Genomic DNA, 23,831 nt, shown 5'->3' with positions numbered 1-23,831 from the left:
GGCGACGATTTATTCGCCGAGCTGCGGCGCGATATTGCGGCAGGCGTCGCAAAGACCCTGAACCGATTCCACGCTCTTGTCGAACTGCGCCTGCTCGTCGCCATTCATATCGATCTCGATCACACGCTCGACGCCGCCCTTGCCGATCACGGTCGGCACGCCGACATACATGTCCTTCACGCCATATTCGCCATTGAGATAGGCGGCGCAGGGCAGAACGCGCTTCTTGTCCTTCAGATAGGCTTCGGCCATCGAGATGGCGGAGGAGGCCGGGGCATAGAAGGCCGAGCCGGTCTTCAGCAGGCCGACGATCTCCGCGCCGCCATCGCGGGTGCGCTGGACGATTTCGTCGAGCTTGCCCTGCGTTGTCCAGCCCATCTTGACGAGATCGGGCAGCGGAATGCCGGCGACAGTCGAATAGCGGGTCAGCGGCACCATCGTGTCTCCATGGCCGCCGAGCACGAAGGCGGTGACGTCTTCGACCGAGACATCGAACTCATCGGCGAGGAAGTGCCGGAAGCGGGACGAATCGAGCACGCCCGCCATGCCGCAAACATGGCTCTTCGGCAGGCCGGAGAACTTCTGAAGCGCCCAGACCATCGCGTCGAGCGGGTTGGTGATGCAGATGACAAAGGCATTCGGCGCATATTTCGCGATGCCGGCGCCGACCTGCTCCATCACTTTCAGATTGGTGCCGAGCAGATCATCACGGCTCATGCCGGGCTTGCGCGGCACGCCGGCGGTCACGATGCAGACATCGGCGCCTTCGATGGCGCTATAATCGTTGGCTCCGGTGAAGTTGGCATCGAAGCCGTCGACCGGCGCGCTTTCGGCGATGTCCAGGCCCTTGCCCTGCGGCACACCTTCCGCAATGTCGAAGAGAACGACGTCTCCGAGTTCCTTCAGGCCGATCATGTGAGCGAGCGTGCCGCCGATCATGCCGGACCCGATAAGAGCGATCTTGTTGCGTGCCATATGGACAGTGTCTCCCGGTCGATGCCGGCCAGTGCCGGCGTGTTGAATGGCGCCGGCCCGTGCGGAGACCAGCGCCGAAAAGGTGGACTGGAATTAGGATGAACACGGCGGTTCCGCAACCGATTCTTTTGGCGCAAAGAATTTCAAACGGTTGAACAAAACTTTTCTTACGTAAACGTCAAATATGCTCCGTCGTTTCGAAGCAATCCTCCTGAGTGGCCTCGCGCGATGGAATGGCGCGCCGCTCACCGCCGCATTTGCGCGCGGATCGTGAAGCCGATCCCGACAAGAACAATCGTCGCGCCCGTCCAGGTCAACGCGCCGTAACGCTCGCCAAGCGCAATAACGCCTGCAGCCAGCGCCACGGCCGCACCCACATAGCCGATCTGGCTGAGATAGACGGGTCCGCCAACGCGCTGCAAGGCGAATAGCGCCAGATAGTAGACGCATGACAGGACGAGCTGCACCGCACCCAGCATAGGCACATTGGCGACGCTGACGATCTGGGCGAGACCCTCGCCGGAGATCGCAATAGCGGCCAAAAGCATGATCGCCGAGGTCAGATTGCTGGCCGAGGCCAGTTCCATCGCGCCCGCGCCTGTCGGCCAGGCCAATCCCCGATAGATATTGCCGAGCGCCAGAAAGACCGGGATGAGAAGGGCAAGTGCAAGCCAGAGCGTTTCCGCAGCGACCGGGCGCGTCTCACCCTTTCCAAGTACGAGGATAACGGCGCCGATGAAGCCGATCGCGATCCCGGCCAGCGCAATCCCGCTCGGTCGCCGCATACCGGCAGCAAGGGACAGGGCGAGGGTGCAGACCGGCGATAGCGTGAACATCAGCCCGACATGGCCGGCGCCGAGGCGCGGCGCGCTGGCGAACACCAGCAGGTTCGGCAGCACGTTCGAGACGAGGCCGGAAATGACGGCGTAGATCCAGAAACCGCGGGGCCAGTCGCGACGGCCGAGGCGGCGGATCAAAGGCAGGCTGAGCCCGACCCCCGATCCGACGGCGATGAGAAAGGTCCAGACGATGGGCGGTACGCCGGATTCAACGGCAACGCGCCCCATCGGAAAGATGAGACCGAGCAGGACACCGGTGATGAGTAGAAGCGGAATGGGGCGGTTCATTGCCCCTCCTCGGACGGCCGCGACCGTTCGATCAGGTCCCAGCGATTGCCGAACGGATCTTCAAAGACGGCGACTGTGCCGTAGCTTTCGTTGCGGGGTGCTTCCACGAAATGAACACCAGCCGCGCTCATCGCCTGCCAATCGCGGGCGAACGCCTCGGTCTGCAGAAAGAAGGCAACGCGTCCGCCGGCCTGGCGACCAATGGAGGCCGATTGTTCGTCCGTCACTGCTCTTGCAAGAAGAAGCGCTGTTCCCACGCCGTCCGGCGCTACGCGCACCCAGCGTTTTCCATCGCCGAGATCGGTGTCCTCAAGGAGCCGGAAGCCGAGCGCGCCGCAATAGAAGGCGATCGCCTCATCGTAATCGGGTACGACAAGGGTAACGAGGGCAATCGAAAGAGCCATGCGGAACTCGACGGTTTACGAGGCAGGGACACGCCGCCTGCGCTCTACATCGCTTTGCCCGGTTCGGCCAGAGCGTTCAGGCCGGATTGCCTGTACGATCAGCCTGCCTGACCCCGGCCGGTTTTCGCCTGCAATTCGTCGATCCGCTGGCTTGCTTCGGCCTTTGTGATATTTGGATCGAACGCCTCGCCGGCTTCCTCGCTGAGCGTCTTCAGATAGCTTGCCTGCGCCCCGGTCATCGTCTCGTCGCCGGTGACCCAGTCCTCCGGATCCTTTTCGGCATTGCCGGCCGGTTCGGCCTTCGGCTTCGCTTTGGCTTCGGTCCTGATCATGCAAACACTCCTGTTTCGTGTTCGCTCAATGTTCCAGGACGCGAAACGTTCCTTCGGATCGTCGGCGGACGAGACGATTATCCTGTTTCGTTACCGGCAAGGCGTCCGATCCGCACTGTCGGCAGCGCGTCGCCTAATACTCGACGGCATCGCCAGCCTGTGGTGGCCAGCTTTCATCGCGCATTTCGATCAGCCGGCTGATTGTCCGGTCAAATTCGAAGGATTCGGTGCCGCTCTTTCCGACATAGAGCTCTTCCGCCGACGCGGCCGCAGACAGATGCAGGCTCTTCTTCCGGTCGTAAAGCGTATCGACGAGAAGGATGAAGCGCTTGGCCTCGTTGCGCCGGTCCAGATCCATCTGCGGCACACCGTCGATAAAGAAATGATCGAACCGGTCGGCCAGCGCCATATAGTCACGCGCGCCGAGGGGCCGGGCGCACAATTCCTCGAAGGTGAAGCGAGCCATTGGCCCAGCGGCGCGGGAAACGTCGATCGTCCGGCCCTTCACTTCGACAGCAACCGCCGCTTCATTCTCGCCATCGATTGCCGTCTGCCAGGCTTCGTCCATTCGCTGTGCCGTCTCCTCCGATAGCGGATTCATATAGACCGGCAGGGCGGACAGCTTGTCGAGCCTGTAGTCCCGCCCGCTATCCAGTTCCATCACATCGGTATGCGCTTTCAAAACGTCGATGAACGGGGTGAAGAGCGGTCGGTTCAACCCGTCCCCGTAGAGATCGGAAGGCGCGACATTGGAGGTGGCGACGAGCACGCAGCCATTGTCGAACAGCGCCGAGAACAGCCGCGACAGCACCATGGCGTCGGCGATGTCGGTGACGGTGAACTCGTCGAAGCAGATCAGCCAGCTTTCCTCGGCGATCTGTTCGGCGACGGGTGGGATGGGATCGTCCCTCTTCGCCTCGCCATTCTTCAGCGCCTCGCGATGCGCGCCGATCCGGTCGTGCACATCGGCCATGAAGTCGTTGAAATGGCTGCGCCGCTTGCGCTTGAGCGGCGCGTGATCGAAGAACATGTCCATGAGCATGGTTTTGCCGCGCCCGACGCCCCCATGCAGATAAAGGCCGCGCACATTCTTCTTTTCGCGTCGCTTGCCGAACAGCCAGCCGAGCGCGCTGCTCTTGGTCGCCGGGCGTGCTTCGGCCAGATCGTTGACGAGCCGGTCGAGCCGGTCGGCGGCCTTGCGCTGGATCGCATCGGCGATCAGCCCATCCGCCGAGACCTTATGCTCATAGGCGTTGCGGACGGGGCAAGGCTCGGCAAGCGCGTGATCGGCGGCGGAAGAATGGCTCATGATTTGGGCGATTAGGCCGCGCTTTCCATGGCGTCAAGAATGCTCTGAATGGCGAAAAGGCGCAGCAACCGCCACGCCCTTCATACTCCGTCTATCGGCCTTCTCTTATCGTGACAGCGTGACGGGCGTGCCGGACGAGGTCTGACCGGAATAGCGGCCCGGTCCTGCGCCATAGAGGCGACCGATGGTGCCGCCGCTTTCATCATAGAGCACGAGCTGGCTGCCCTTGACGTCCCAGCCGCGAAGATTGGCCAGATCGCCCGAGCAGCCGCGGGTGCCGCCGCGCGATGCGCTGCCATATTTCGTCAGCGTCAGGAACATCTGGCAGCTTGCGCCGCCAGCCTGCGTCTTCCAGTTGCCAACGACCTCACCCTTGCTGATCGGCGCGCCGGCAGCGGAAACGGATGGGCTGGATTCCGGCGTAGGGCTCACCGCGGCGACGTCCACGGAGCCGTCCGTCGGGTTACCGAGCGGATCGGCACTCTGTGCCGCCGTCGCCGGATCGACCGGTGGCGGCAATTGGTTGCTCTGCACTGTCTGAACCGGAGCCGGCTGCAGTGGCTGAGGCGCGGGCGAGGCCGCTGGCTGATTATAGGCGCCGTCAAAGCGGCTGGACGTGCAGCCTGCCAGGGTCAGCGCCGCCACGCTTACCGCGATTGTCAGAACCAGCGGAGCGCGTGCTCCGCCTCGGCGTTTAAGAATCATTGGGTCGTTCCCCACCGCTTACGCAAATCATTGTGTCCCTCTTGCCACAGAAAAGGGCGGTTTTGGGGTCGCCGCAAGAGCAGGAGAAGAACAAAATGCCAGCGAGTCCCGCGGCAGGCCACATGTTGCCATAGGGCAACAGTCGATCCAAGCCGCACTTGTCGGCGATCCCCAGCACGCCAACTAGTTTCAATCATTACGCTATCGGGAGATTTGCAATGATCAAATGGATTCTCATTCTTCTCATCGTCGCCGCCGTCGCCGGGCTTCTCGGTCTGGGCCGCATATCCGGCATTGCTATGACCGGCGCGAAGATTCTCATCGCAATTGTCCTGATTCTCTTCCTGTTGGCGGTGCTCGGCATTATTGCCATCGCCTAGTTCGGCTGGCCGTCCGCTCTGGAAAAAGCTGCCGGTTTCCGCCATATAGCGGCGGAGATCGCGCGGCATTTCGGCTGCGCTATGCCGTGCCACCCTGACCGACCGGCCCGATGACCGACGACACGACCGTCCCATTCGCCCGCATGAACGGGCTCGGCAACCGCATCCTCGTCGTGGATATGCGCGGGCGGAGCGAGCACGTGACTTCGCAGGCTGCCATTTCCCTGGCCAACAACCCGCAGACGGCCTTCGATCAGATCATGGCGGTTCACGATCCGCGTCTGAACGGCACCGACCAGCGCATCCTCATCCTCAATGCCGATGGTTCGGAAGCCGGCGCCTGCGGCAATGGTACGCGCTGCGTTGTCAGCGCGCTTTCCGCCGAGACCGGGCAGAGCCGCTTCACCTTTGAGACCGCCGCCGGCATCTTGAATGCCGAGGAAACCGATGGCGGCCAGATTGCCGTCGACATGGGCGTGCCGCGTTTCGGCTGGCAGGATATTCCGCTGTCGGAACCATTTCAGGACACTCGCCATATCGAACTGGCGGTCGGCCCGGCGGACGACCCTATCGTCCACTCGCCGGCGGTCGTCTCTATGGGCAATCCCCATGCGGTCTTCTTCGTCGATAACGATGTCTGGTCCTACGAGCTGGAGAAGTTTGGTCCGCTGGTCGAGAATCATCCGCTCTTCCCGGAACGGGTGAACGTCTCTCTCGCGCATGTTCGCGACAAGCAGACCATCGATCTGCGCACCTGGGAGCGCGGCGTCGGCCTGACCGAGGCCTGCGGCTCCGCTGCCTGCGCAGCGGCAGTGTCTAGCGTCCGCCGTCATCGCACCGTCCGGCACGTGACGGTCAATCTGCCGGGCGGACCGCTCGACCTTCTCTGGCGGGGAGACGATCACGTGATCATGACCGGCCCGGCCGAATGGGAATGGTCCGGCCGCGTGAACCCGATCACCGGCGCTTTCATGCGCGATAGAGAAGACGCGAGCGCATGAGCCACGCTTTCGCTCCTTCGGACTGGCACGCCGCTGAAGAGGAACGGCCCGATGGCAAGGCCGGCGTTTCGGTCGTGACCTTCGGCTGCCGGCTCAACACTTATGAGAGCGAGGTGATGAAGCGCGAGGCGAATGCCGCCGGCCTTGGCGAACTGCCGGGCGGCGCGCTGGTCTTCAATACCTGTGCCGTCACCGCCGAAGCGACCCGTCAGGCGCGTCAGGCGATCCGCAAGGCACGGCGCGAGAACCCCGATGCGCGGATCATCGTCACCGGCTGCGCGGCGCAGACCGAGCCGGCGGCCTTCGGCGCGATGGATGAGGTCGATCTCGTCATCGGCAATGGCGACAAGATGAAGGCGCAGAGCTATCGCGCCTTGCCGGATTTCGGCGTCAACGCTTATGAGAAGGTCCGCGTCAACGATATCTTCGAACTGACCGAGACCGCCGCCCATATGGTCGACGCCATCGAGGGCCGAGCGCGCGCTTTCGTGCAGGTCCAAAATGGCTGCGACCATCGCTGCACCTTCTGCATCATTCCCTATGGCCGCGGCAATTCGCGCTCCGTTCCGGCTGGCGGCGTCGTCGAAGAGGTCAAGCGCCTCACCGGCAATGGCTATGGCGAAGTGGTGCTCACCGGCGTCGACATGACGAGTTGGGGCGGCGACCTGCCCGGCGGCCCGAAGCTTGGCCGCCTCGTCCGCGCCATTCTAAAGGGCGTGCCGGAACTGAAGCGCCTGCGCCTGTCTTCCATCGACTCCATCGAAGCCGATGACGATCTGCTGGCCGCGCTTGCCGATGAGGAGCGGCTGATGCCGCATCTGCATCTGTCGCTGCAGCATGGCGACGATCTGATCCTGAAGCGCATGAAGCGGCGGCACTTGCGCGACGATGCGATCGCCTTTTGCAGGAAAGCGCGCGAACTGCGTCCCGACATCGCCTTCGGCGCCGATCTCATCGCCGGCTTTCCAACCGAGACCGACGAAGCGTTTGAAAACAGCCTGTCGCTGGTCGAGGAATGCGGCCTGTCCTTCCTGCACGTCTTCCCGTTTTCGCCGCGCGAGGGCACGCCGGCCGCGCGTATGCCGCAATTGTCCCGCGCCATCGTCAAGGATCGCGCGGCCCGTCTTCGCCGCGCCGGCGATGCGGCGCTTGCCGCCCATTTGCGGCGCAAGGTCGGCGCGACCGAACCGGTCCTGGTAGAAAAGGACGGCTTCGGACGGACGGCGGATTATACGCCGGTGCAGCTCAACAACCGGCCCGATATCGAACCTGGCGCCGTTCATTCGGCAACCATCACGGGCCATGACGGTTTGACTCTTCAGGGCCGCCTGACGGCTCTGGACAAAAGGGAGCCCGTCCATTCATGAGCGACATTCAGAAAGACACGATCGACCGCAAGCCCGGCGAGGACGGCGACGTCGAAACCGCGACCGGCCAGCCGAAAAAACCGGCCATCCATGTGACAGACGCGCCGGATGCCGACGCCCATGGCTCGGCTGCTGCCAACGTCATCGCCGATGCCGAGGCCGGCGCGGAACCAAATGATACGGCTGGCGCGGAGCCGATCAAGAACATGCCCGAGGACTATGCCGAGGGTAAAGACGCTGCCAAAAGCGGCAAATAGACCTCTTACCTGACGAACGGATCACAATGGCGCGCGGATTTCTCGGCAAGGTTTTCTCTTTCGGACGCAAGGCGGAAGAGGAGGACGAGCCACGCGCGCCAGACGCTCCGAACGATGTTTCCGAGGACCAATCCTTCGCACAGGCCGAGGGCTTCGCGCCGGACGGCACTTTTCAGCCGAGTGCGGAAACCGCCAATATCGACGATGCGGCACCGGCCCCGCCGACGGAAGAGCAGATCGCCGCCGAAGCGAACCCCGAGCCTTTTGTCGAAACGCTCGCCGAAGAGGTGGCCGAGGACCGGCAGAGCGGCGACTTCGCCAGCGGCGACGAGAAGCTGACTGACCCCGAAACGCCGATTGAGCCCGATGCGCCGAGCCGGCAGGAACGTCGCCTCGGCGAGGACCGCGTCCGCGTCGGCAGATCGGTCGAACGGCTGGGCGACGCGTCGGCTTCCCCTTCGCGCGCGTCATGGCTGGGCCGGCTGACCGGCGGGCTCGCACGATCCTCCCGCGCCATGGGCGAGAACCTTTCCGTCGCTTTCGCCGGCCGTCAGCTGACCGAAGACGCGCTCGACGATATCGAGGACGCGCTGGTTTCCGCCGATCTCGGCGTGCCGACCGCATCGTCCATTCTCGAGACGTTGCGCGATGCGCGTTTCGGTGGCGATCTGACAATGGACGATGTCAGGAAAGTCGTCGCCCGCGAAGTCGAACAGACCCTGGCTCCTGTGGCGACGCCTCTGGAACTCGATCTCGGCCATGCGCCTCATGTCGTTCTCGTCGTCGGGGTCAACGGCACCGGCAAGACGACGACCATCGGCAAGCTTGCCTCCAAACTGACCGCCGGTGGATTGAAAGTAACGATGGCGGCGGGCGACACATTCCGCGCCGCAGCGATCGAGCAACTCAAGATATGGGCCGAGCGCACGGGATCGGAGCTGGTCGCCAGCGAGATCGGCGCCGATGCCGCCGCCCTTGCCTATCGCGGCTATGAACGGGCCAGGGAGAACGGCTCCGATGTCCTGATCATCGATACGGCGGGCCGCTTGCAGAACAAGGCCGAGCTGATGGATGAACTGGCCAAGATCGTGCGTGTGCTAAGAAAGATCGACGACAGCGCGCCTCATACGGTCCTGCAGACGCTGGACGCCACGACCGGGCAGAACGCCATGCGCCAGGTCGAGATGTTCCAGCGAATCTCCGGCGTCAACGGCCTTGTCATGACCAAGCTGGACGGCACGGCGCGCGGTGGCATTCTCGTTGCCATTGCCGAGAAATTCCGCCTGCCGGTTTTCTTCATCGGCGTCGGCGAGGGCGTCGAGGATCTCGAACCATTCGAGGCGCGCGATTTTGCACGCGTCATTGCCGGCATGGAGCCGGACCGGGCCTGATCGACCCATAGGCGTGTTCGGATCGCTTCTCGGAGCGGCGTAAACAACAGAGTTTCCATCCAGCTGCGACATACCCTATGTGTGGCCGTGCGCGACAGGAGAACGATTCATGACAGGTGGCAATCTATTCGAGGCCAAGCCCGGCAGTCCGGAACGCAAGGAGATGAACCCGCTCCTGAAGCTGACGCTCGAACTCGGCCCGCTGATGATCTTCTTCTTCGCCAATTCACGGGGACCGGCATTGGCCGAACGCTTTCCCGCGCTCGGCGAACTGGGCGGCCCGCTCTTTCTGGCGACGGCCGCCTTCATGGTCGCAACCGCCATTGCTCTATCCGTCTCATGGCTCCTGACACGAAAACTGCCGATCATGCCGCTCGTTTCCGGCGTGGTGGTTCTGGTGTTCGGCGGCCTGACGCTGTGGCTGCAGGACGAGACCTTCATCAAGGTCAAGCCGACCATCGTGAACGGCCTGTTCGCCTTCATCCTGCTGGGCGGACTGTTGTTCGGCCGCTCGCTTCTGGCCTATGTCTTCGACAGCGCCTTTCGCCTGACCGACGAGGGATGGAAGAAGCTGACATTGGCCTGGGGCCTCTTCTTCATTGTCTTGGCCGTTCTGAACGAAATCGTCTGGCGGAATTTCTCGACCGATTTCTGGGTGGCCTTCAAGGTCTGGGGTATCATGCCCATCACCTTCGCCTTCACGCTCGCCATGCTGCCGATCATCACCAGAAACAGCCTGCCAGATGAGCGTTCGAACGGGCGATAAGTAAAATCTGAAACTCCTGATTAAGATTTCTCTCCTAATTTCCTTACCTTAGGTAGGGATCTGGCACATGCCAGAAGGGGCAATGAATCATTTCGTCCAGACGCTCGGCGGCCGCCGGGCCGTCCGAACATTTCCGGAACTGGAAGCTTTCCGTTCCTGGATGTCCTATGGAATGCTGCACGCCACGGCTGTCATATCCATCATAGCCGCCCTTGGAGCGGCGGGTGGTCTGTGGGTACTGCCGGATCTTCATCTTTGGCTGACGATCGCATTGGGCTTCCTGTCTGTCGGGCTGAACATGCTTGTCACGCGTCGACCTGAAACGATGCGCCATACGGTGCCGATCTATATTGTCGGACTGGCGACCGTGTTGCTGTCCGCCGATATGCTCGTTCTGGCAGACGAGATGCGCTTTGCCTGGCACTTTCCGGCCTTGGGCGCCGCGTTCGTGATTGGCGGTATTCCCGGCGGCCTGTTCATTCTTGTGACCGCCATCCTATCGCTGGCTGCGGCGACGTTTTCGCTTTCGGCCATGTCGGTTGCCGGCTTCGTTACCTATTGCGTCACGCTCTCGACCATGTCGATCCTGATTGTCATCATCGAAATGCGGTTCATCTGGACGCTCGAGCAGCTTCACAAATCCCGCCTGATCCTGTCCGACCTGGCCAATACCGACCCTCTGACCGGGCTTGGTAATCGTCTGGCTTTCGAGGAGAAGCTGAAAGCGCTCTCGGACGAAGGAACCGCCTTCGGCATCATTCTTTGCGACCTCGACCATTTCAAGCGCATCAACGATACCCATGGCCATGCGGTCGGAGACGAGGTTCTGAGAAATGTCGCCGCCGTTCTGACAGGCTCGATTCAGCCGGACGATATTGTCGCGCGGATCGGCGGCGAAGAATTCTGCATGTTGTTGAGCGACGTCTGCCTCGAGACCGCGTTACGGCGCACCGAGGCCATTCGCCGGGAAATTCAAGGAAATCCGGTCATCACAGCGGGTCAGGCCATTCACTGCACCGCCAGCTTCGGCATCACACATACGAGCAGCAACGCCAGCCTGGACCCCTCCCAGATGCTGATCGCCGCCGACCGCGCCCTCTACGAAGCCAAGGCCGAGGGTCGCAATCGCCTGCGGATCGCCGCCTGACCGGCGTCCGAACGCCAAATCATGGCTAAAGATCAGCTGGATGGCGGCGCTTCCATTCCAGGCTCTTCGCCCGGCGACGCCTCCAGCGCCTCCTCGATGCGCGGCATGAGTTCGGACTGTACCCGCTCGGTGGTCAGCGGGCCGACATGTTTCCAGACGATAATGCCGTTACGATCCAGCAGAAAGGTCTCCGGCACGCCATAGACGCCCCAGTCGATGGCAGCGCGGCCTGAGGGGTCAACGCCCACCGCATCGTAGGGATCGCCCAGTTCCCCAAGAAACCGCCGCGCATTGTCCGACGCATCCTTGTAATTCAGACCGACCATGAGAAACCGGTTGTCTTCCGACAGATCCATCAGGACTGGGTGCTCCACACGGCAAGGCGCGCACCAGGAAGCGAAGACGTTGACGAGCGCCACCTGGCCCTTCAGCTTCTCCGTATCGAGACCGGGCTGTTCCAGCCCCTCCAGCGGTGTCAGCGTGGTGCGCGGCGCTTGCTGGCCGATCAGCGCGCTTGGCACCGTGCTGGTGTCGCGCCCGGAAATCTCCATGGCCAGAAAGATGGCCGCCACCAGAGCGAACAGAATGACGGGCAGAAAGAGAACGGCTCGTTTGCGTTCGGGCTGTGGCGGCCCCGAAGGTTGGGACGCTTTCTTCTCACTTGGCTTCACGAAGCGTCTCCTGACGGTCCGACCGGCGACGGTGGCCGGCATCATGCAGATGATCGAGTTCGCGGCGGCGCGCCCGCATATCGCTGACCAGCCACAAGGCCAGGCCGGCCAGAGCGAGTGCGGACCCGCCATAGGCTACGGCGATATAGGCAAAATGCGACATTAGGCCGTCCCTCCCATCGTGCGATCCGCGCGCTGGGCGGCAAGGCGGCGCATCGTATGGACCCGTCGGCGCCAGATCTCCGTGCGCATGGCGGTCAGATGCAGGGCGCTGAAAAGGATCGTGAAGCCGATCGCCGCGACCAGAAGTGGCCACAGCATGGACCAGTCGATGGTCGGCCCCCCGGCGCGGAAGACGCTCGCCGGCTGATGCAGCGTGTTCCACCAGTCGACCGAAAATTTGATGATCGGCAGGTTCAGCGCGCCCACCAGCGTAACGATGGCGGCCGCACGTGCCGCCTGTCCCGGCTCTGGCGTTGCGCGGGTCAGCGCGATCAGGCCGAGATAGATCAGAAACAGCACGAACATGGAGGTCAGCCGCGCGTCCCAGACCCACCATGTGCCCCACATCGGCTTGCCCCAGACCGAACCGGTGAAGAGCGACAGAAGCGTGAACACCGCGCCGATGGGCGCCGCCGCCTTGAGCGAAATATCGGCGATCGGGTGGCGCCAGACCAGCGTGCCGAGCGCCGCCAGCGTCATCACGCCATAGATCATCATCGCCAGCCAGGCGAAGGGCACGTGCAGATACATGATCCGCACGGTCGCGCCCTGCTGGTAATCCTCCGGCGCCAGCCAACCGCCGACAAGCCCGATCGCCGTCAGGATCAGGCCGATGCCCGTCAGCCACGGAATCAGCCGGTCGGCCAGGCCGATGAATCGCGACGGATTGGCCAGTCGCGTGATGAAGGACGGTTTCGCGGTCGCTGTGTTTTCGTTCATTTTTCCTGACCCACCGTGTCGGAGTGCTCGAACCAGCCATCCTCTTCATAAGGATCGGCGGCATTGTCAGCAATTGGATGCGTTTCCACCAGAAGGGCGTAGGCGGCGGCCACGGGGCCGATAACAGCAAAAAACAGGGTAAGCGCCGCCAAAATGAGGAAGGGCGCCAGAAAGGGGTCCGGATCGCGCACCGCGCCATTGGCCGCCGCGACGCCGAAGATCAGAACCGGAATGAGAAGCGGCAGCACTAATATGGCGACCAGCAATCCGCCGCGTGGCAGCGCAACTGTCACGGCGGCGCCGACCGCGCCGACGAAGCTGATAGCTGGCGCGCCCACAAGGAGGGTCAGCACCGTCGCGCCGATGGACAGCGGCGTCATGTTGAGAAGAAGGCCGAGCAGCGGCGCTGCCAGCACCAATGGCAGTACGATCCCGGCAAAATGCGCCAGGCATTTGGTGAAAACCGTCAGGACGAGAGGCTGGCGCCCCGCAGCCATCAGGAACAAATCGAGTGAACCGTCTTCCCGGTCTAGCGCGAAGAGCCGGTCCAGCCCGAGAAGGCCAGAAAGCAGCGCGCCGATCCAGAGCACCGCCGGACCGATCTCGCCGAGGAGCTTCAGATCGGGGCCGACCCCGAACGGAATGATCGCGACGATCGCCAGAAAGAACAGCAGCGCGACGAACGCGCCGCCGCCAGCGGCGATCGAAAGGCGGACATCTCTGAGGAACAAACCGGTCATGCGGAATTGTCTTGTAGAGAGGTCCGGCCGAGGTGGCGATGATACAGATCAAGCGACAGCGCCCCTTCGATTCGCAAATCGTGATGGCTGGCGACGATCACGATTCCGCCTTTGGCGCGGTGGTCCACAATGAGCCGCTCCACCCGTTCCACCGACGCGCTGTCGAGCCCGCTGGTCGGCTCATCCATCAGCCAGACCGGCAGGTCCGAGACCAGAAGGCGCGCGATGGCGACTCGCCGGCGCATCCCTTTCGAAAGCGCCTCCGTCGGCAGGTCGGCGATGGTCGGCAGTTCGATCATGTCTAGCGCTTCGGCGATGGAGCGGCCCGAACGGCCCTGATAGTTGGCCCAGAACTCCAGATTCTGCCGAACGGTCTGCCCCGCCTTCAGCGCGTTTCCATCGCCCAGGAAATGACAGGCGGACGCCAGATCGGGAAAGGCGTTGTCCGCATCCTCGAGCCGAGCCTGGCCGCTCGCTGGCGCCAGAAGTCCGGCGATGATGCGCAACAAGGTCGATTTGCCGGAGCCGTTGGGACCCGTTACCAGCAGCGCGTCGCCGGCCTCCAGACTGAGCGAGATGGGCGAAAAGAGCGTTTGCCCGCCACGGGCGCCGGACAGGCCGTCGAGAACAAGGCGCATTGCTTAAATCCTGGCTCCGGGAACCCTTGGCCGAGGGGCGCCCGATCCTGTGTTGACCCATAGTCGTGCATCGAACGGGCGAAAAACCACGCTTCCAGTCTGGAATCCTTCTAGCGAAGTCCATATAAACCCGGCAACCATGCCAGCGGCCGGCGTGGAAACTTTTTTGGAGCCGAACCGGACGACGCCCGCTCTGTCGGGCCTTTCGGTAAGGGACACCAGGCGGAAATGGCCGCACCCGCATGTCCGTGCCAGTTTTTGCATCTGGCGCCGCGACACTCTGCCCTTTTCTGGCTCCGCAAAAGTGAGTGAGGTTCTATGTCAAAATCCCTGGATAGCTTTAAGTGCCGCAAGACGCTCAATTCCGGCGGCAAGGATTACGTTTATTTCGACCTGACGGAAGCCGAGAAGAACGGTCTCGACGGCATTTCCCGCCTGCCCTTCTCCATGAAGGTGCTTCTGGAAAACCTGCTGCGCAACGAAGATGGGCGCACGGTCAAGAAGGAAGACATACAGGCCGTCGCCAAATGGATCGATGACAAGGGCGAGTCCGGCTATGAGATCGCCTATCGGCCGGCGCGCGTGCTGATGCAGGATTTTACCGGCGTGCCCGCGGTGGTGGATCTGGCCGCCATGCGTGACGGCATCCGCGCCCTTGGCGGCGACGCCCAGAAGATCAACCCGCTTGTGCCCGTCGATCTCGTCATCGACCACTCGGTCATCGTCGACGAATTCGGCAAGCCGTCCGCCTTCGCTCGCAATGTAGAACTGGAATATGAGCGCAATGGCGAGCGCTACCGCTTCCTCAAATGGGGTCAGAAAGCGTTCGAGAATTTCCGCGTCGTACCGCCCGGCACCGGCATTTGCCATCAGGTCAATCTGGAATATCTCGGCCAGGCCGTCTGGACCAAGGAAGAGGACGGCGAGACCGTCGCCTATCCCGACACCTGCGTCGGAACCGATTCGCACACCACCATGATCAACGGTCTCGGCGTGCTCGGCTGGGGCGTCGGCGGCATCGAGGCCGAGGCTGCCATGCTCGGTCAGCCGATTTCCATGCTGCTGCCGGAGGTCATCGGCTTCCGCCTCACCGGCAAGGCCAAGGAAGGCGTCACCGCCACCGATATCGTCCTGACCGTGGTGCAGATGCTGCGCCAGAAGGGTGTCGTCGGCAAATTCGTCGAATTCTTCGGCGAGGGCCTCGACTCCATGACGCTCGCCGACCGCGCGACCATCGGCAATATGGGCCCGGAATATGGCGCGACCTGCGGATTCTTCCCAGTCGACACGGAGACGCTGAACTATCTGCACATGTCGGGCCGCGAAGCCGACCGCATCGAACTGGTCGAGGCGTTCTGCAAGGCGCAGGGCATGTTCCGTGAAAGCGCCGGCGACGATCCGGTCTTCACCGACACGCTCGATCTCGACCTCGGTGACGTGGTGCCCTCCATGGCCGGTCCGAAGCGTCCCGAAGGCCGCATCGCGCTGGAGAACATCGCCGCCGGCTTCGAAAAAAGCCTGGCCGACGAATACAAGAAGGACGCGTCTACGCTTCACGACCGCCATCAGGTCGAGGGCCAGGACTACGATCTGGGCCATGGCGACGTCGCCATTGCCGCCATCACCTCCTGTACCAACACCTCCAACCCCTCGGTGCTGATCGCCGCCGGCCTCGTCGCGCGCAACGCCAACCGCCTGGGCATCAAGCAGAAGCCCTGGGTGAAGACGTCGCTGGCGCCGGGCTCGCAGGTCGTCGCCGAATATCTGGCCAATTCCGGCCTGCAGGACGAGCTCGACAAGATCGGCTTCAATCTGGTCGGTTTTGGCTGCACCACCTGCATCGGCAATTCCGGCCCGCTGCCCGAGCCGGTCTCCCGGACGATCAACGACAAGGGCCTGATTGCCGCCGGCGTTCTGTCCGGCAACCGCAATTTCGAGGGCCGCATCAGCCCGGACGTTCAGGCCAACTATCTGGCGTCGCCGCCGCTGGTCGTTGCCTATGCCCTTGCCGGCACGGTCAATAAGGATCTGACCCAGGAGCCGATCGGCCAGGACAAGGACGGCAATGACGTCTTCCTGCGCGATATCTGGCCGACCAGCCACGAGATCCAGGAGTTCATCAGCAAATACGTCACCCGCGATCTCTACGAGACCAAATATGCCGAAGTGTTCGAGGGCGACGAGAACTGGCGGGCCGTCGATGTGCCGGAAGGCGAGACCTACGCCTGGGACGATGACTCCACCTATGTGCAGAACCCGCCCTACTTCGTCGGCATGGGCAAGACGCCCGAGCCCGTCACCAATATCGAGAACGCCCGCATTCTGGCGCTGCTCGGCGATAAGATCACGACCGACCACATCTCACCGGCCGGTTCGATCAAGGCGGATTCTCCGGCGGGCCGCTACCTGATGGATAACGGCGTCCAGCCGCTGGACTTCAACCAGTACGGCACGCGGCGCGGCAATCATGAGGTCATGATGCGCGGCACCTTCGCCAATATCCGCATCAAGAACTACATGCTCGGCGAGGACGGCAAGACGGGCGGCTACACCATCTTCCAGCCGGATGGCGAAGAGATGAGCATTTATGACGCCGCCATGAAGTATCGGCAGGAGAACACGCCACTGGTGGTCTTCGGCGGCAAGGAATACGGCAATGGGTCGTCCCGCGACTGGGCGGCCAAGGGCACGATCCTCTTGGGCGTCAAGGCGGTCATCGCCGAGAGCTATGAGCGCATCCACCGCTCCAACCTGATCGGCATGGGCGTTCTGCCCTTCGTCTTCAAGGACGGCATGAGCTGGGCCGATCTGGAACTGAAGGGCGACGAGCAGGTCTCCATCGTCGGCCTCGAAGGCCTGCAGCCGCGCCAGACCGCCAAGGCGAACATCAAATATGCCGATGGCACAGAGAAGGATATCGAACTGCTCTGCCGCATCGATACGCTGGACGAGCTCGACTACTTCAAGAATGGCGGCATTCTGCAATATGTGCTGCGCGATCTGGCGGACACCGCCGAAGCGGCCTGAGCCATCGCACAAGCATCGAGAAAGGGCCGGCGGAGCGATCCGCCGGCCCTTTTCTTTTTGGTGCACTTGATGAAGTGTCCCCGACGCCGGCAATATCCCTCTTACAAATTGCGCAACACCGGCGCGGCCTTTTCGCCCAGAATGCGCCATGTGCCCAGAAGCCCGAAACCGACCGTCAGAACGAGCGCCGCTCCGATGATGGTGAGCGCGAGCACCGGATCGAAGGTGAACGGCAAATCCATCAACCCCGAAATCACGTAGGCTGCCGCCGCGCCGCCAGCGGCCAGCGCGAAAAGTGCCGTCGCAAGGCCGATCAGCGCATATTCCGATGCGAAGGCGGCGATCAGCGTGTTGCGGGTCGCGCCCAGCATTTTGAGGACCGTCGCATCGCGGCGCCGTGCCGCCTGCCCGGCCGCCAGCGCCCCGGCGAGCACGAGAACCGAAGCGACCAGGGCGACAGCCGCCGCAGCGCGGATGGCGGCAGCGAGCTGGCCGACAATCCGGTCGACGATGGAGATGGCGTCCTTGACGGCGATGGTGGTCACCGTCGGCAGCGTATTGGTCACCGCGCGGAGAATGGTTGCCTCATCGTCCCCCGTCGCCGAAGGGTCGGTCAGCGTTGCCAGCCAGCTATGCGGGGCGCCGGCAAAGCTGTTGGGCGAAAACACCATGACGAAATTGATCGACAGGCTCTCCCATTCGACCCGTCGAAGATTGGCGATGGCCGCCGTAATTTCGCGGCCAAGCACATTGACGGTGACCTTGTCGCCAATGGACAGGCCGAGTTCGAGCGCCTCTTCTTCGGCAAAACTCACCAGTGGCGCGCCATCGTAATCCTCCGACCACCATTCGCCGTCCACAAGGCTCGAATTGTCGGGCAGGCCGGGTGAATAGGTGAGCCCCCGATCGCCGCGAAGAACCCATTCGCCGCCATTGGCCCGCGTTTCGGCCCATTCCTGCGCATCGATCCCGTTGATTGCCTGAATGCGGCCGCGCAACATGGGCACGGCGTCCAGTTCGCCGTTCGGAGCGGTCTGCGCCGCGATAGCGCGGAAAGTTTCGATCTGGTCGCTCTGAATGTCGAGAAAGAAGAAGTTCGGCGCGATCTCAGGGAGCGAGCCGGAAATCTGCTTACGCAGATTGGTGTCGATCGAGCCGATAGCCACCAGCAACGTCAGCCCCAGGCCGAGCGCCAGCACCACCGATGGCGTCAGCGCACCGGGCCGGTGAATATTGCCGATGGCAAGGCGCAGCGGCGTGGAACGGACAGCCGGCGCACGCCGCGCCAGCGCCTGGAGACCAAAGCCCACGATGCGCAGGACCAGAAAGGCGAAGAGAACCCCGCCCATGAAGGTGAGCGCCACCGTTCGGTTGCCGGCGATGAGTAGTGCCAGGCCCGCCAGTAGCCCTGCTGCGATGGCGGCAGCGATGAGGTAGCGCCGTTCCGCCTGTCCGGTCAGCGCGCCGCTGGCCGCATCGCGGAAGAGTTCGGCGGGGCGGATGCGCGCCGCAAGTCCGAGCGCTGGAATGGCAAAGACCAGCGTGACGAGTAGGCCGCAAAGGGCCGCCGTAAGAAGCGGCGCCCATTGCACCGTGCCCGACACGGACACCGGCAAAAGGCCCTGAAGAAAGAAACCGGCAAAGGGGGGCACGAAGGCGGCGATGGCGCAGCCGATCACGATGCCGAGCGCGGCGATGATCAGGATCTGGATGAGATAGACCTGGAATACGAGGGCCCCCGACGCACCGAGACTGCGCAAGGTCGCGATCACCTCGCGCCGACCGCTCACATGGGAGCGCACGGCATTGGCGACGCCGACCCCGCCGACGACGAGCGCGGTCAGGCCGACGAGTGTGAGAAACTGACTGAACCGGTCGATATTGCGGGCAAGGCCGGGCGCCGCGCGATTGCGGTCGCGGATCGACCAGCCGGCTTCGGGAAAAGCCGTTTCGACGCTCTCGCGGACCGTGGCCACCGCCCGGTCGGACGGATCGCCCGGCAGCTTGAGGCGGTATTGCCATTCGCTCAGCGCGCCTGGTCGGAGCAGGCCGGCGGACCGCAGCCCGTCGAGCGAAGTCAGGAAGCGCGGCGCGAAAGCGAAACCTTCCGAAGCGGCATCCGGTTCGGTTAGAAGTTCGCCTGCGATCCGAAAGCGCGCATTGCCGAGCGCGATCGTATCGCCGACCGCCACATCCAGACGCTGTAAAAGGAGGTCGGGCACGAGAGCGCCATGAACACCGTCATCCTCTGCCAGAAGGGCCGGCAAAGGCGTTTCCTCGGCTTCGACCTCCACCGTCCCGACCAGCGGCCAGTTGTCATCCACGGCCTTGACCTCGACCAGCGTCTGATCGGAACCGTCCGGCAGGCGCGCCATGGAGCGCAGGACGATTGTCTCGGACAGTTCGCCCTGCTGCGCAAGAAAGGCCCGCTGTTCTTCGCGCGCTTCGCGCTGGTCGATCTCAAAGCGCAGATCGCCGCCGAGCAGCGTTCGGCCTTCCGATGACAGCGCGTCCTGAATGGCCGCAGACAGCGCGTTCACCCCACCAATGGCGGCGGTGCCGAGCGCAATGCAGGAAACGAAGATGACGAAGCCGGAAAGCCCGCCCCGCAATTCGCGCAGGGCGAAGCGGCAGGCCAGCCGTAAATTCTGCGCGGTCGCGTTCATGCCGCGCCACGGTCGGCGGCGACACCGTCCTGCAGATGGCCCGAACGCATGGCGACCGAACGGACGCAACGTCCGGCCAGCGTCGGGTCATGGGTAACGAGAACCAGTGTGGTGCCGGCCTCATCGGCCCGCCGGAAGAGAAGGTCGGCGATCTGCCGGCCCGTTTCCTGATCGAGATTGCCGGTCGGCTCATCGGCGATCAGAAGGCTTGGCGTCGGAGCAAGCGCCCGGGCAATGGCGACACGTTGCTGTTCGCCGCCGGAAAGCTGGCTCGGACGGTGCGTCACGCGATCGGCAAGACCCACAGCATCGAGTTCGCGCCGCGCCACGTCGAACGCATCGGCCCGGCCCGCCAGTTCCAGAGGCACGGCGACGTTTTCGAGCGCCGTCATATTGGGCACCAGATGAAAGTTCTGAAAGACGATACCGATATGACGGCCGCGAAACCTGGCCATCTCGTCTTCGGACAGATCGGTGATGTCCGTGCCGGCAATGTGAACCCGGCCGCGATCCACCCGTTCCAGCCCGCTCATCACCATTAGGAGCGTCGTCTTGCCCGACCCAGACGGCCCGACGATCCCGACCGACTGGCCGGCGGGAATGGTCAGATCGATGTCTTTCAACACTGAAACCGCCGCGGCGTCACGACCGAGTGTCAGGCTGACATCTGAAAAGATGACCGCCGGCGCTGTCTCCTCCGGCGTTTGGGCCTGGGAAAGAACGACAGGTTCGGCGGGGCTGGGGCTCACGGGATGCATGTCCTATATGGAGTCGGATAATACGTGAACGGCAAAACGCCGCTGCGCGTTTCGCATATGGGATCGCATCGATGGGCTTCAAACCAGCATGGATACCGAATCGGGCCAGTCTGCCGGTTGTTTTCGCCATTTTTGTTTTCCTGGGCGTGCTTGCCATGTCCCACCCCGCTGCCGCCAAGTCGTTCAAGATCGTCGCGTTCGGCGACAGTCTGATGGCCGGCTACCAGCTCGGCCCGCAGGAAGGGTTCGTCCCTCAGATGCAGGCTGCGCTGCGCGAGCGGGGCCTCCAGGTCGAGGTGATCAACGGCGCGGTATCCGGCGATACGACCAGCGGCGGCAAGGCGCGCATCGACTGGAGCGTGCCGGACGATGCCGATCTGGTTCTGCTGGAACTGGGGGCCAATGACATGCTGCGCGGCCAGCCGCCGGATGCGACGCGCGCCAATCTTGATGCGATGCTGACCCGCCTGTCGGAACGCGGCATTGCCGCCATTCTGTTCGGCATGAAGGCCGCGCCGCAGCTCGGAGACAATTACGTGTCTTCCTTTGATTCGATCTATCCGGAACTCGCCAAAAAGCACGATGTGCCGCTCGTTCCGTTCTTCCTGGATGGGGTGGCCGCAAACCGGTCCATGCTTCTTGACGATGGGATGCATCCCAATCCGAAAGGCGTCAAAGCCATGGTGAACAACGCTTTGCCGGTCGTGGTGAAGGCGCTGGAACGGCAGCAGGACCTGCCGGGTTAGCCGCTTGGCCATTCGCAACAGGCCGGGGAAAAACATTCCGCCGGCTTGCCGCGCCGGAAAAATGATGGTCGGCTGACGCACCCGAGGTGATTTGGGAGACTGCCATGCCGCGCCTGTTCGCCGCCCTCGAAGTGCCGCAGGACGCGGCGCGCAATCTCACCCTTGTTCAGGGCGGCCTGCACGGCGCCTGCTGGATCGATCCCGAAAATTACCACATCACGCTGCGCTTTTTCGGCGATGTCGAAGGCCATGTCGCCGATCAGATCGTCGAGACGCTGGACCAGATACGCCGGCCGGCCTTCGATATCGAACTGGATGGCATTCACGCCTTCGGCAGCAAGAAGCCGCATTCCATCTATGCCGGCGTCTGGCCGTCGGTACCGCTGAGTGAACTGGCTGCCGATATCGACCGCCGCGCCAAGCGCCTTGGCCTACCGTCGGACAAACGGAAATTCACCCCGCATGTGACACTCGCCCGGCTGCGCAATCCCGATAGCCGCGAAGTCGCCCGCTGGCTCTCCGGACGAGGCGGCTTTCGGACCCTGCCCTTCCCCGTTTCGCGCTTCGTGCTGATGAGTTCGCGCGACAGTGTGGGCGGTGGGCCCTATGTCGTCGAGGAAAGCTGGGCGCTCAAGGCCGAACCCGGAAGGGCAAGGCAGTCCCAGTCTTATGCGGACGCCTATACCGTCTGACCGGTTCGCGGAAACGTGAAGATGACGGTCCGCCAGGCGGACCGTCAATGCATGTTGTCACCAGGCCTCCCCGCGCGGCGCTTCGTCCTTGCGCACGGGTTGCGGCGCGGTTGCCTCTTCGCCTGCCGCCATGCCGAGCTTCGTTCGCTCGGCCCGCAGCGCCAGGAAGAGGCACCAGCACATGGCCAGCACCACCACGGTGAAGGGAATGCCCATGGAAACGGCAGCCCCCTGCAGCGCATTCAGCCCACCGCCCAGAAGCAACGCGATGGCGACCAACCCTTCGAAGGTGCACCAGAAGACGCGCTGCGCCACCGGCGCATCCATCTTGCCGCCGGCCGTGATCGTATCGATCACGAGCGAGCCGGAATCCGACGAAGTGACGAAGAACACCACGATCAGGACAAGGCAGATCGGCGCCACGATATTGTAGAGCGGGAACTGGTCGATCATGCGGAAGAATGAGAGTTCCGGCTTATAGGCGACGACCACTTCCTTTGCGCCTTCATAGCCGCCCGCCAGCTGCTCCAGCGCCATGCCGCCGAAAACACTCATCCAGAGTGCGCAGACGAGTGACGGCAGGATCAGCACACAGACGATGAATTCGCGAACCGAGCGGCCACGCGACACGCGGGCGATGAACATGCCGACAAAGGGCGACCAGGCGATCCACCAGGCCCAGTAGAAGGTGGTCCAGCCATGCATATAGCCGGTATCCTCGCGCCCGAACGGGTTCGAAAGCGGGATGAAGTTGACGATGTAATCCACCATCGTTCCACCGAAGCGGCCGAGCAGGGTCAGTGTCGGGCCGACAAGCAGCACGAAGAAGAATAGACCCAGCGCCAGCCACATATTGATCTCGGCCAGCCGTTTCACCCCGGCATCCATGCCGAGCATGACCGAGCCGAGCGCAACGGCGGTGATGACGAGAATGAGAATTACCGTTCCGCCCTGGCCGATCTCCATACCGAAGACGTCGGTCAGCCCTGCCGCGATCTGCTGCGCGCCGAGCCCGAGCGTGGTGGTCAGGCCGAACAGCGTGGCGAAAACCGCCAGAATGTCGATGGCGTGGCCCCACCAGCCCCAGACGCGCTCGCCCAGAACGGGATAGAAGGCAGAGCGCAGAGTGAGCGGCAGGCCGAGATTATAGCAGAAGATAGCCAGGCTCAGCCCGACCACCACATAGACGGCCCAGGCCGAAAATCCCCAGTGAAACACGGTGCCCGCCAGTCCCATATTGCCAATGGTGCCGTCCGGGCCGATCGGATTGACGCCGAGCGGCAGCGATTCCAGCTCCGGTAGCGAATAATACATCGGCTCCAGAACGGAAAAGAAGAGAAGGCCGATGCCCATGCCGGCGGAAAACAGCATGGCGATCCATGACGGATAGCCATAATCGGGCGATGCGTCCTCTCCCCCGATCGTGACCTTGCCGAGCGGCGAAACGGCGACCGCCAGACAGAACAGGAAGATAATGTTCACCGCGATCATGAGGAACCAGTCGAACGTGCTGGTCAGCCATGGACGCAGCCATCCGAACAGCGTCGCCGACGCTTCCTGGTTCAAGAGCGAAATCACCACGAACAGGACGATGGAGATCCCGGAAATCAGAAAGACCGGATTGTGAATATCGAGACCGAAGGGGCGAATATTGTCCTGTCCCAGTTCGTAATCGGTCTCATAGGTAATGGTGTCCGGCGGAGAGGGCTCCCCCTGATGCATCTCTTCCAGCTCATGTTCCTGTTGCGTCACGCCAATCTCCCGCCACTACCAAATGCAGTTTGGCCGGC

At 63.0% G+C, this 23,831-nt stretch carries 23 protein-coding genes and 1 pseudogene; 10 read left to right on the top strand and 14 right to left on the bottom strand.

The features are described from left to right. Positions 1-9 precede the first annotated feature (9 nt). From mdh to B7H23_RS05225, 6 genes are all read right to left on the bottom strand, one after another. Positions 10-975 (bottom strand): malate dehydrogenase, encoded by a 966-nt coding sequence (gene mdh, locus B7H23_RS05250; protein WP_094076269.1) that lies wholly within the window; start codon positions 973-975, stop codon positions 10-12. Between the two features lie 245 nt (positions 976-1,220). After that, on the bottom strand, positions 1,221-2,102 hold the full coding sequence (locus B7H23_RS05245) for a DMT family transporter (protein WP_094076268.1): 882 nt from the start codon (positions 2,100-2,102) through the stop codon (positions 1,221-1,223). Continuing rightward, positions 2,099-2,506, bottom strand: a complete 408-nt coding sequence (locus tag B7H23_RS05240; protein ID WP_094076267.1) for a VOC family protein — start codon at positions 2,504-2,506, stop codon at positions 2,099-2,101. The genes B7H23_RS05245 and B7H23_RS05240 overlap by 4 nt, the downstream gene beginning before the upstream one ends. Before the next feature lie 98 nt (positions 2,507-2,604). Next, complete coding sequence (locus B7H23_RS05235) at positions 2,605-2,838, bottom strand: DUF3072 domain-containing protein (protein WP_094076266.1); 234 nt, start codon at positions 2,836-2,838, stop codon at positions 2,605-2,607. 133 nt (positions 2,839-2,971) lie between these two features. Beyond that, positions 2,972-4,147, bottom strand: coding sequence for a cell division protein ZapE (gene zapE / locus B7H23_RS05230; protein ID WP_094076265.1), 1,176 nt, complete (start codon positions 4,145-4,147; stop codon positions 2,972-2,974). 105 nt (positions 4,148-4,252) lie between these two features. Continuing rightward, a complete protein-coding gene (locus B7H23_RS05225) occupies positions 4,253-4,852 on the bottom strand; it encodes a protease inhibitor Inh/omp19 family protein (protein WP_240534978.1) in 600 nt (199 codons plus the stop codon). 218 nt (positions 4,853-5,070) lie between these two features. On the opposite strand from B7H23_RS05225, the gene B7H23_RS05220 reads away from it, so the two are divergent. The 7 genes from B7H23_RS05220 (at position 5,071) to B7H23_RS05190 (ending at position 11,161) form a co-directional block, all read left to right on the top strand. After that, positions 5,071-5,232: a DUF1328 domain-containing protein gene (locus B7H23_RS05220; RefSeq protein WP_094076264.1), complete on the top strand. Its 162-nt coding sequence runs from the start codon at positions 5,071-5,073 to the stop codon at positions 5,230-5,232. Between the two features lie 110 nt (positions 5,233-5,342). Then, positions 5,343-6,233, top strand: coding sequence for a diaminopimelate epimerase (gene dapF, locus B7H23_RS05215; RefSeq protein ID WP_094076263.1), 891 nt, complete (start codon positions 5,343-5,345; stop codon positions 6,231-6,233). Positions 6,234-6,349: 116 nt separating this feature from the next. Continuing rightward, a complete protein-coding gene (mtaB, locus tag B7H23_RS05210) occupies positions 6,350-7,600 on the top strand; it encodes a tRNA (N(6)-L-threonylcarbamoyladenosine(37)-C(2))-methylthiotransferase MtaB (RefSeq protein WP_240535019.1) in 1,251 nt (416 codons plus the stop codon). Next, a complete protein-coding gene (locus tag B7H23_RS05205) occupies positions 7,597-7,857 on the top strand; it encodes a hypothetical protein (RefSeq protein WP_094076261.1) in 261 nt (86 codons plus the stop codon). Before mtaB ends, B7H23_RS05205 begins: the two co-directional genes overlap by 4 nt. Positions 7,858-7,883: 26 nt before the next feature. Then, on the top strand, positions 7,884-9,248 hold the full coding sequence (gene ftsY, locus B7H23_RS05200) for a signal recognition particle-docking protein FtsY (protein WP_094076260.1): 1,365 nt from the start codon (positions 7,884-7,886) through the stop codon (positions 9,246-9,248). A 109-nt stretch (positions 9,249-9,357) separates the two neighbouring features. Beyond that, positions 9,358-10,014, top strand: coding sequence for a septation protein A (locus B7H23_RS05195; RefSeq protein ID WP_094076259.1), 657 nt, complete (start codon positions 9,358-9,360; stop codon positions 10,012-10,014). Positions 10,015-10,081: 67 nt separating this feature from the next. Next, positions 10,082-11,161 (top strand): GGDEF domain-containing protein, encoded by a 1,080-nt coding sequence (locus B7H23_RS05190; RefSeq protein ID WP_094076258.1) that lies wholly within the window; start codon positions 10,082-10,084, stop codon positions 11,159-11,161. A gap of 32 nt (positions 11,162-11,193) precedes the next feature. On the opposite strand, the gene B7H23_RS05185 is transcribed toward B7H23_RS05190, so the two are convergent. From B7H23_RS05185 to ccmA, 5 genes and pseudogenes are all read right to left on the bottom strand, one after another. Next, positions 11,194-11,832 (bottom strand): DsbE family thiol:disulfide interchange protein, encoded by a 639-nt coding sequence (locus tag B7H23_RS05185; RefSeq protein WP_240534977.1) that lies wholly within the window; start codon positions 11,830-11,832, stop codon positions 11,194-11,196. Further along, complete coding sequence (gene ccmD / locus B7H23_RS05180; protein ID WP_094076256.1) at positions 11,819-11,995, bottom strand: heme exporter protein CcmD; 177 nt, start codon at positions 11,993-11,995, stop codon at positions 11,819-11,821. The genes B7H23_RS05185 and ccmD overlap by 14 nt, the downstream gene beginning before the upstream one ends. Beyond that, positions 11,995-12,774 carry a heme ABC transporter permease gene (locus B7H23_RS05175; protein ID WP_094076255.1) on the bottom strand — a complete coding sequence of 260 codons (780 nt, stop codon included), beginning with the start codon at positions 12,772-12,774 and terminating at the stop codon, positions 11,995-11,997. Before B7H23_RS05175 ends, ccmD begins: the two co-directional genes overlap by 1 nt. Before the next feature lie 92 nt (positions 12,775-12,866). Beyond that, positions 12,867-13,514, bottom strand: a pseudogene (ccmB, locus tag B7H23_RS05170) (heme exporter protein CcmB); the annotation flags it as partial. Then, entirely contained in the window at positions 13,511-14,152 is a 642-nt protein-coding gene (gene ccmA, locus B7H23_RS05165) for a heme ABC exporter ATP-binding protein CcmA (protein ID WP_094076253.1), read from the bottom strand. The pseudogene ccmB and the gene ccmA, both read right to left, overlap by 4 nt. A gap of 318 nt (positions 14,153-14,470) precedes the next feature. Here ccmA and acnA point away from each other — a divergent pair, with 318 nt between their 5' ends. Beyond that, positions 14,471-17,179, top strand: a complete 2,709-nt coding sequence (gene acnA / locus B7H23_RS05160) for an aconitate hydratase AcnA (protein ID WP_094076252.1) — start codon at positions 14,471-14,473, stop codon at positions 17,177-17,179. A gap of 101 nt (positions 17,180-17,280) precedes the next feature. Here acnA and B7H23_RS05155 read toward each other — a convergent pair whose 3' ends face one another. Next, entirely contained in the window at positions 17,281-19,845 is a 2,565-nt protein-coding gene (locus B7H23_RS05155; protein ID WP_094076251.1) for an ABC transporter permease, read from the bottom strand. Further along, positions 19,842-20,522 carry an ABC transporter ATP-binding protein gene (locus tag B7H23_RS05150; RefSeq protein ID WP_139945544.1) on the bottom strand — a complete coding sequence of 227 codons (681 nt, stop codon included), beginning with the start codon at positions 20,520-20,522 and terminating at the stop codon, positions 19,842-19,844. Before B7H23_RS05150 ends, B7H23_RS05155 begins: the two co-directional genes overlap by 4 nt. Positions 20,523-20,758: 236 nt before the next feature. On the opposite strand from B7H23_RS05150, the gene B7H23_RS05145 reads away from it, so the two are divergent. Together B7H23_RS05145 and thpR are read left to right on the top strand one after the other, a co-directional pair. Continuing rightward, positions 20,759-21,349 (top strand): arylesterase, encoded by a 591-nt coding sequence (locus tag B7H23_RS05145; RefSeq protein WP_240534976.1) that lies wholly within the window; start codon positions 20,759-20,761, stop codon positions 21,347-21,349. A gap of 104 nt (positions 21,350-21,453) precedes the next feature. Further along, positions 21,454-22,041 carry an RNA 2',3'-cyclic phosphodiesterase gene (gene thpR / locus B7H23_RS05140; RefSeq protein ID WP_094076248.1) on the top strand — a complete coding sequence of 196 codons (588 nt, stop codon included), beginning with the start codon at positions 21,454-21,456 and terminating at the stop codon, positions 22,039-22,041. Between the two features lie 57 nt (positions 22,042-22,098). Here the strand turns inward: thpR and B7H23_RS05135 are convergent, their stop codons facing one another. Continuing rightward, on the bottom strand, positions 22,099-23,793 hold the full coding sequence (locus tag B7H23_RS05135) for a BCCT family transporter (RefSeq protein WP_338044319.1): 1,695 nt from the start codon (positions 23,791-23,793) through the stop codon (positions 22,099-22,101). Positions 23,794-23,831: the final 38 nt, after the last annotated feature.

The sequence above is a fragment of the Notoacmeibacter marinus genome (genome assembly GCF_002238045.1).
Taxonomy (GTDB): domain Bacteria; phylum Pseudomonadota; class Alphaproteobacteria; order Rhizobiales; family Rhizobiaceae; genus Notoacmeibacter; species Notoacmeibacter marinus.
This window is presented reverse-complemented; position numbering and strand designations above follow the sequence as displayed.

Bases quoted from the DNA above. Each gene is read 5' to 3' on its own strand.
- mdh (WP_094076269.1), bottom strand. From the start codon at position 975: ATGGCACGCAACAAGATCGCTCTTATCGGGTCCGGCATGATCGGCGGC.
- B7H23_RS05245 (WP_094076268.1), bottom strand. From the start codon at position 2,102: ATGAACCGCCCCATTCCGCTTCTACTCATCACCGGTGTCCTGCTCGGT.
- B7H23_RS05240 (WP_094076267.1), bottom strand. From the start codon at position 2,506: ATGGCTCTTTCGATTGCCCTCGTTACCCTTGTCGTACCCGATTACGAT.
- B7H23_RS05235 (WP_094076266.1), bottom strand. From the start codon at position 2,838: ATGATCAGGACCGAAGCCAAAGCGAAGCCGAAGGCCGAACCGGCCGGC.
- zapE (WP_094076265.1), bottom strand. From the start codon at position 4,147: ATGAGCCATTCTTCCGCCGCCGATCACGCGCTTGCCGAGCCTTGCCCC.
- B7H23_RS05225 (WP_240534978.1), bottom strand. From the start codon at position 4,852: ATGATTCTTAAACGCCGAGGCGGAGCACGCGCTCCGCTGGTTCTGACA.
- B7H23_RS05220 (WP_094076264.1), top strand. From the start codon at position 5,071: ATGATCAAATGGATTCTCATTCTTCTCATCGTCGCCGCCGTCGCCGGG.
- dapF (WP_094076263.1), top strand. From the start codon at position 5,343: ATGACCGACGACACGACCGTCCCATTCGCCCGCATGAACGGGCTCGGC.
- mtaB (WP_240535019.1), top strand. From the start codon at position 6,350: ATGAAGCGCGAGGCGAATGCCGCCGGCCTTGGCGAACTGCCGGGCGGC.
- B7H23_RS05205 (WP_094076261.1), top strand. From the start codon at position 7,597: ATGAGCGACATTCAGAAAGACACGATCGACCGCAAGCCCGGCGAGGAC.
- ftsY (WP_094076260.1), top strand. From the start codon at position 7,884: ATGGCGCGCGGATTTCTCGGCAAGGTTTTCTCTTTCGGACGCAAGGCG.
- B7H23_RS05195 (WP_094076259.1), top strand. From the start codon at position 9,358: ATGACAGGTGGCAATCTATTCGAGGCCAAGCCCGGCAGTCCGGAACGC.
- B7H23_RS05190 (WP_094076258.1), top strand. From the start codon at position 10,082: ATGCCAGAAGGGGCAATGAATCATTTCGTCCAGACGCTCGGCGGCCGC.
- ccmD (WP_094076256.1), bottom strand. From the start codon at position 11,995: ATGTCGCATTTTGCCTATATCGCCGTAGCCTATGGCGGGTCCGCACTC.
- B7H23_RS05175 (WP_094076255.1), bottom strand. From the start codon at position 12,774: ATGAACGAAAACACAGCGACCGCGAAACCGTCCTTCATCACGCGACTG.
- ccmA (WP_094076253.1), bottom strand. From the start codon at position 14,152: ATGCGCCTTGTTCTCGACGGCCTGTCCGGCGCCCGTGGCGGGCAAACG.
- acnA (WP_094076252.1), top strand. From the start codon at position 14,471: ATGTCAAAATCCCTGGATAGCTTTAAGTGCCGCAAGACGCTCAATTCC.
- B7H23_RS05155 (WP_094076251.1), bottom strand. From the start codon at position 19,845: ATGAACGCGACCGCGCAGAATTTACGGCTGGCCTGCCGCTTCGCCCTG.
- B7H23_RS05145 (WP_240534976.1), top strand. From the start codon at position 20,759: ATGTCCCACCCCGCTGCCGCCAAGTCGTTCAAGATCGTCGCGTTCGGC.
- thpR (WP_094076248.1), top strand. From the start codon at position 21,454: ATGCCGCGCCTGTTCGCCGCCCTCGAAGTGCCGCAGGACGCGGCGCGC.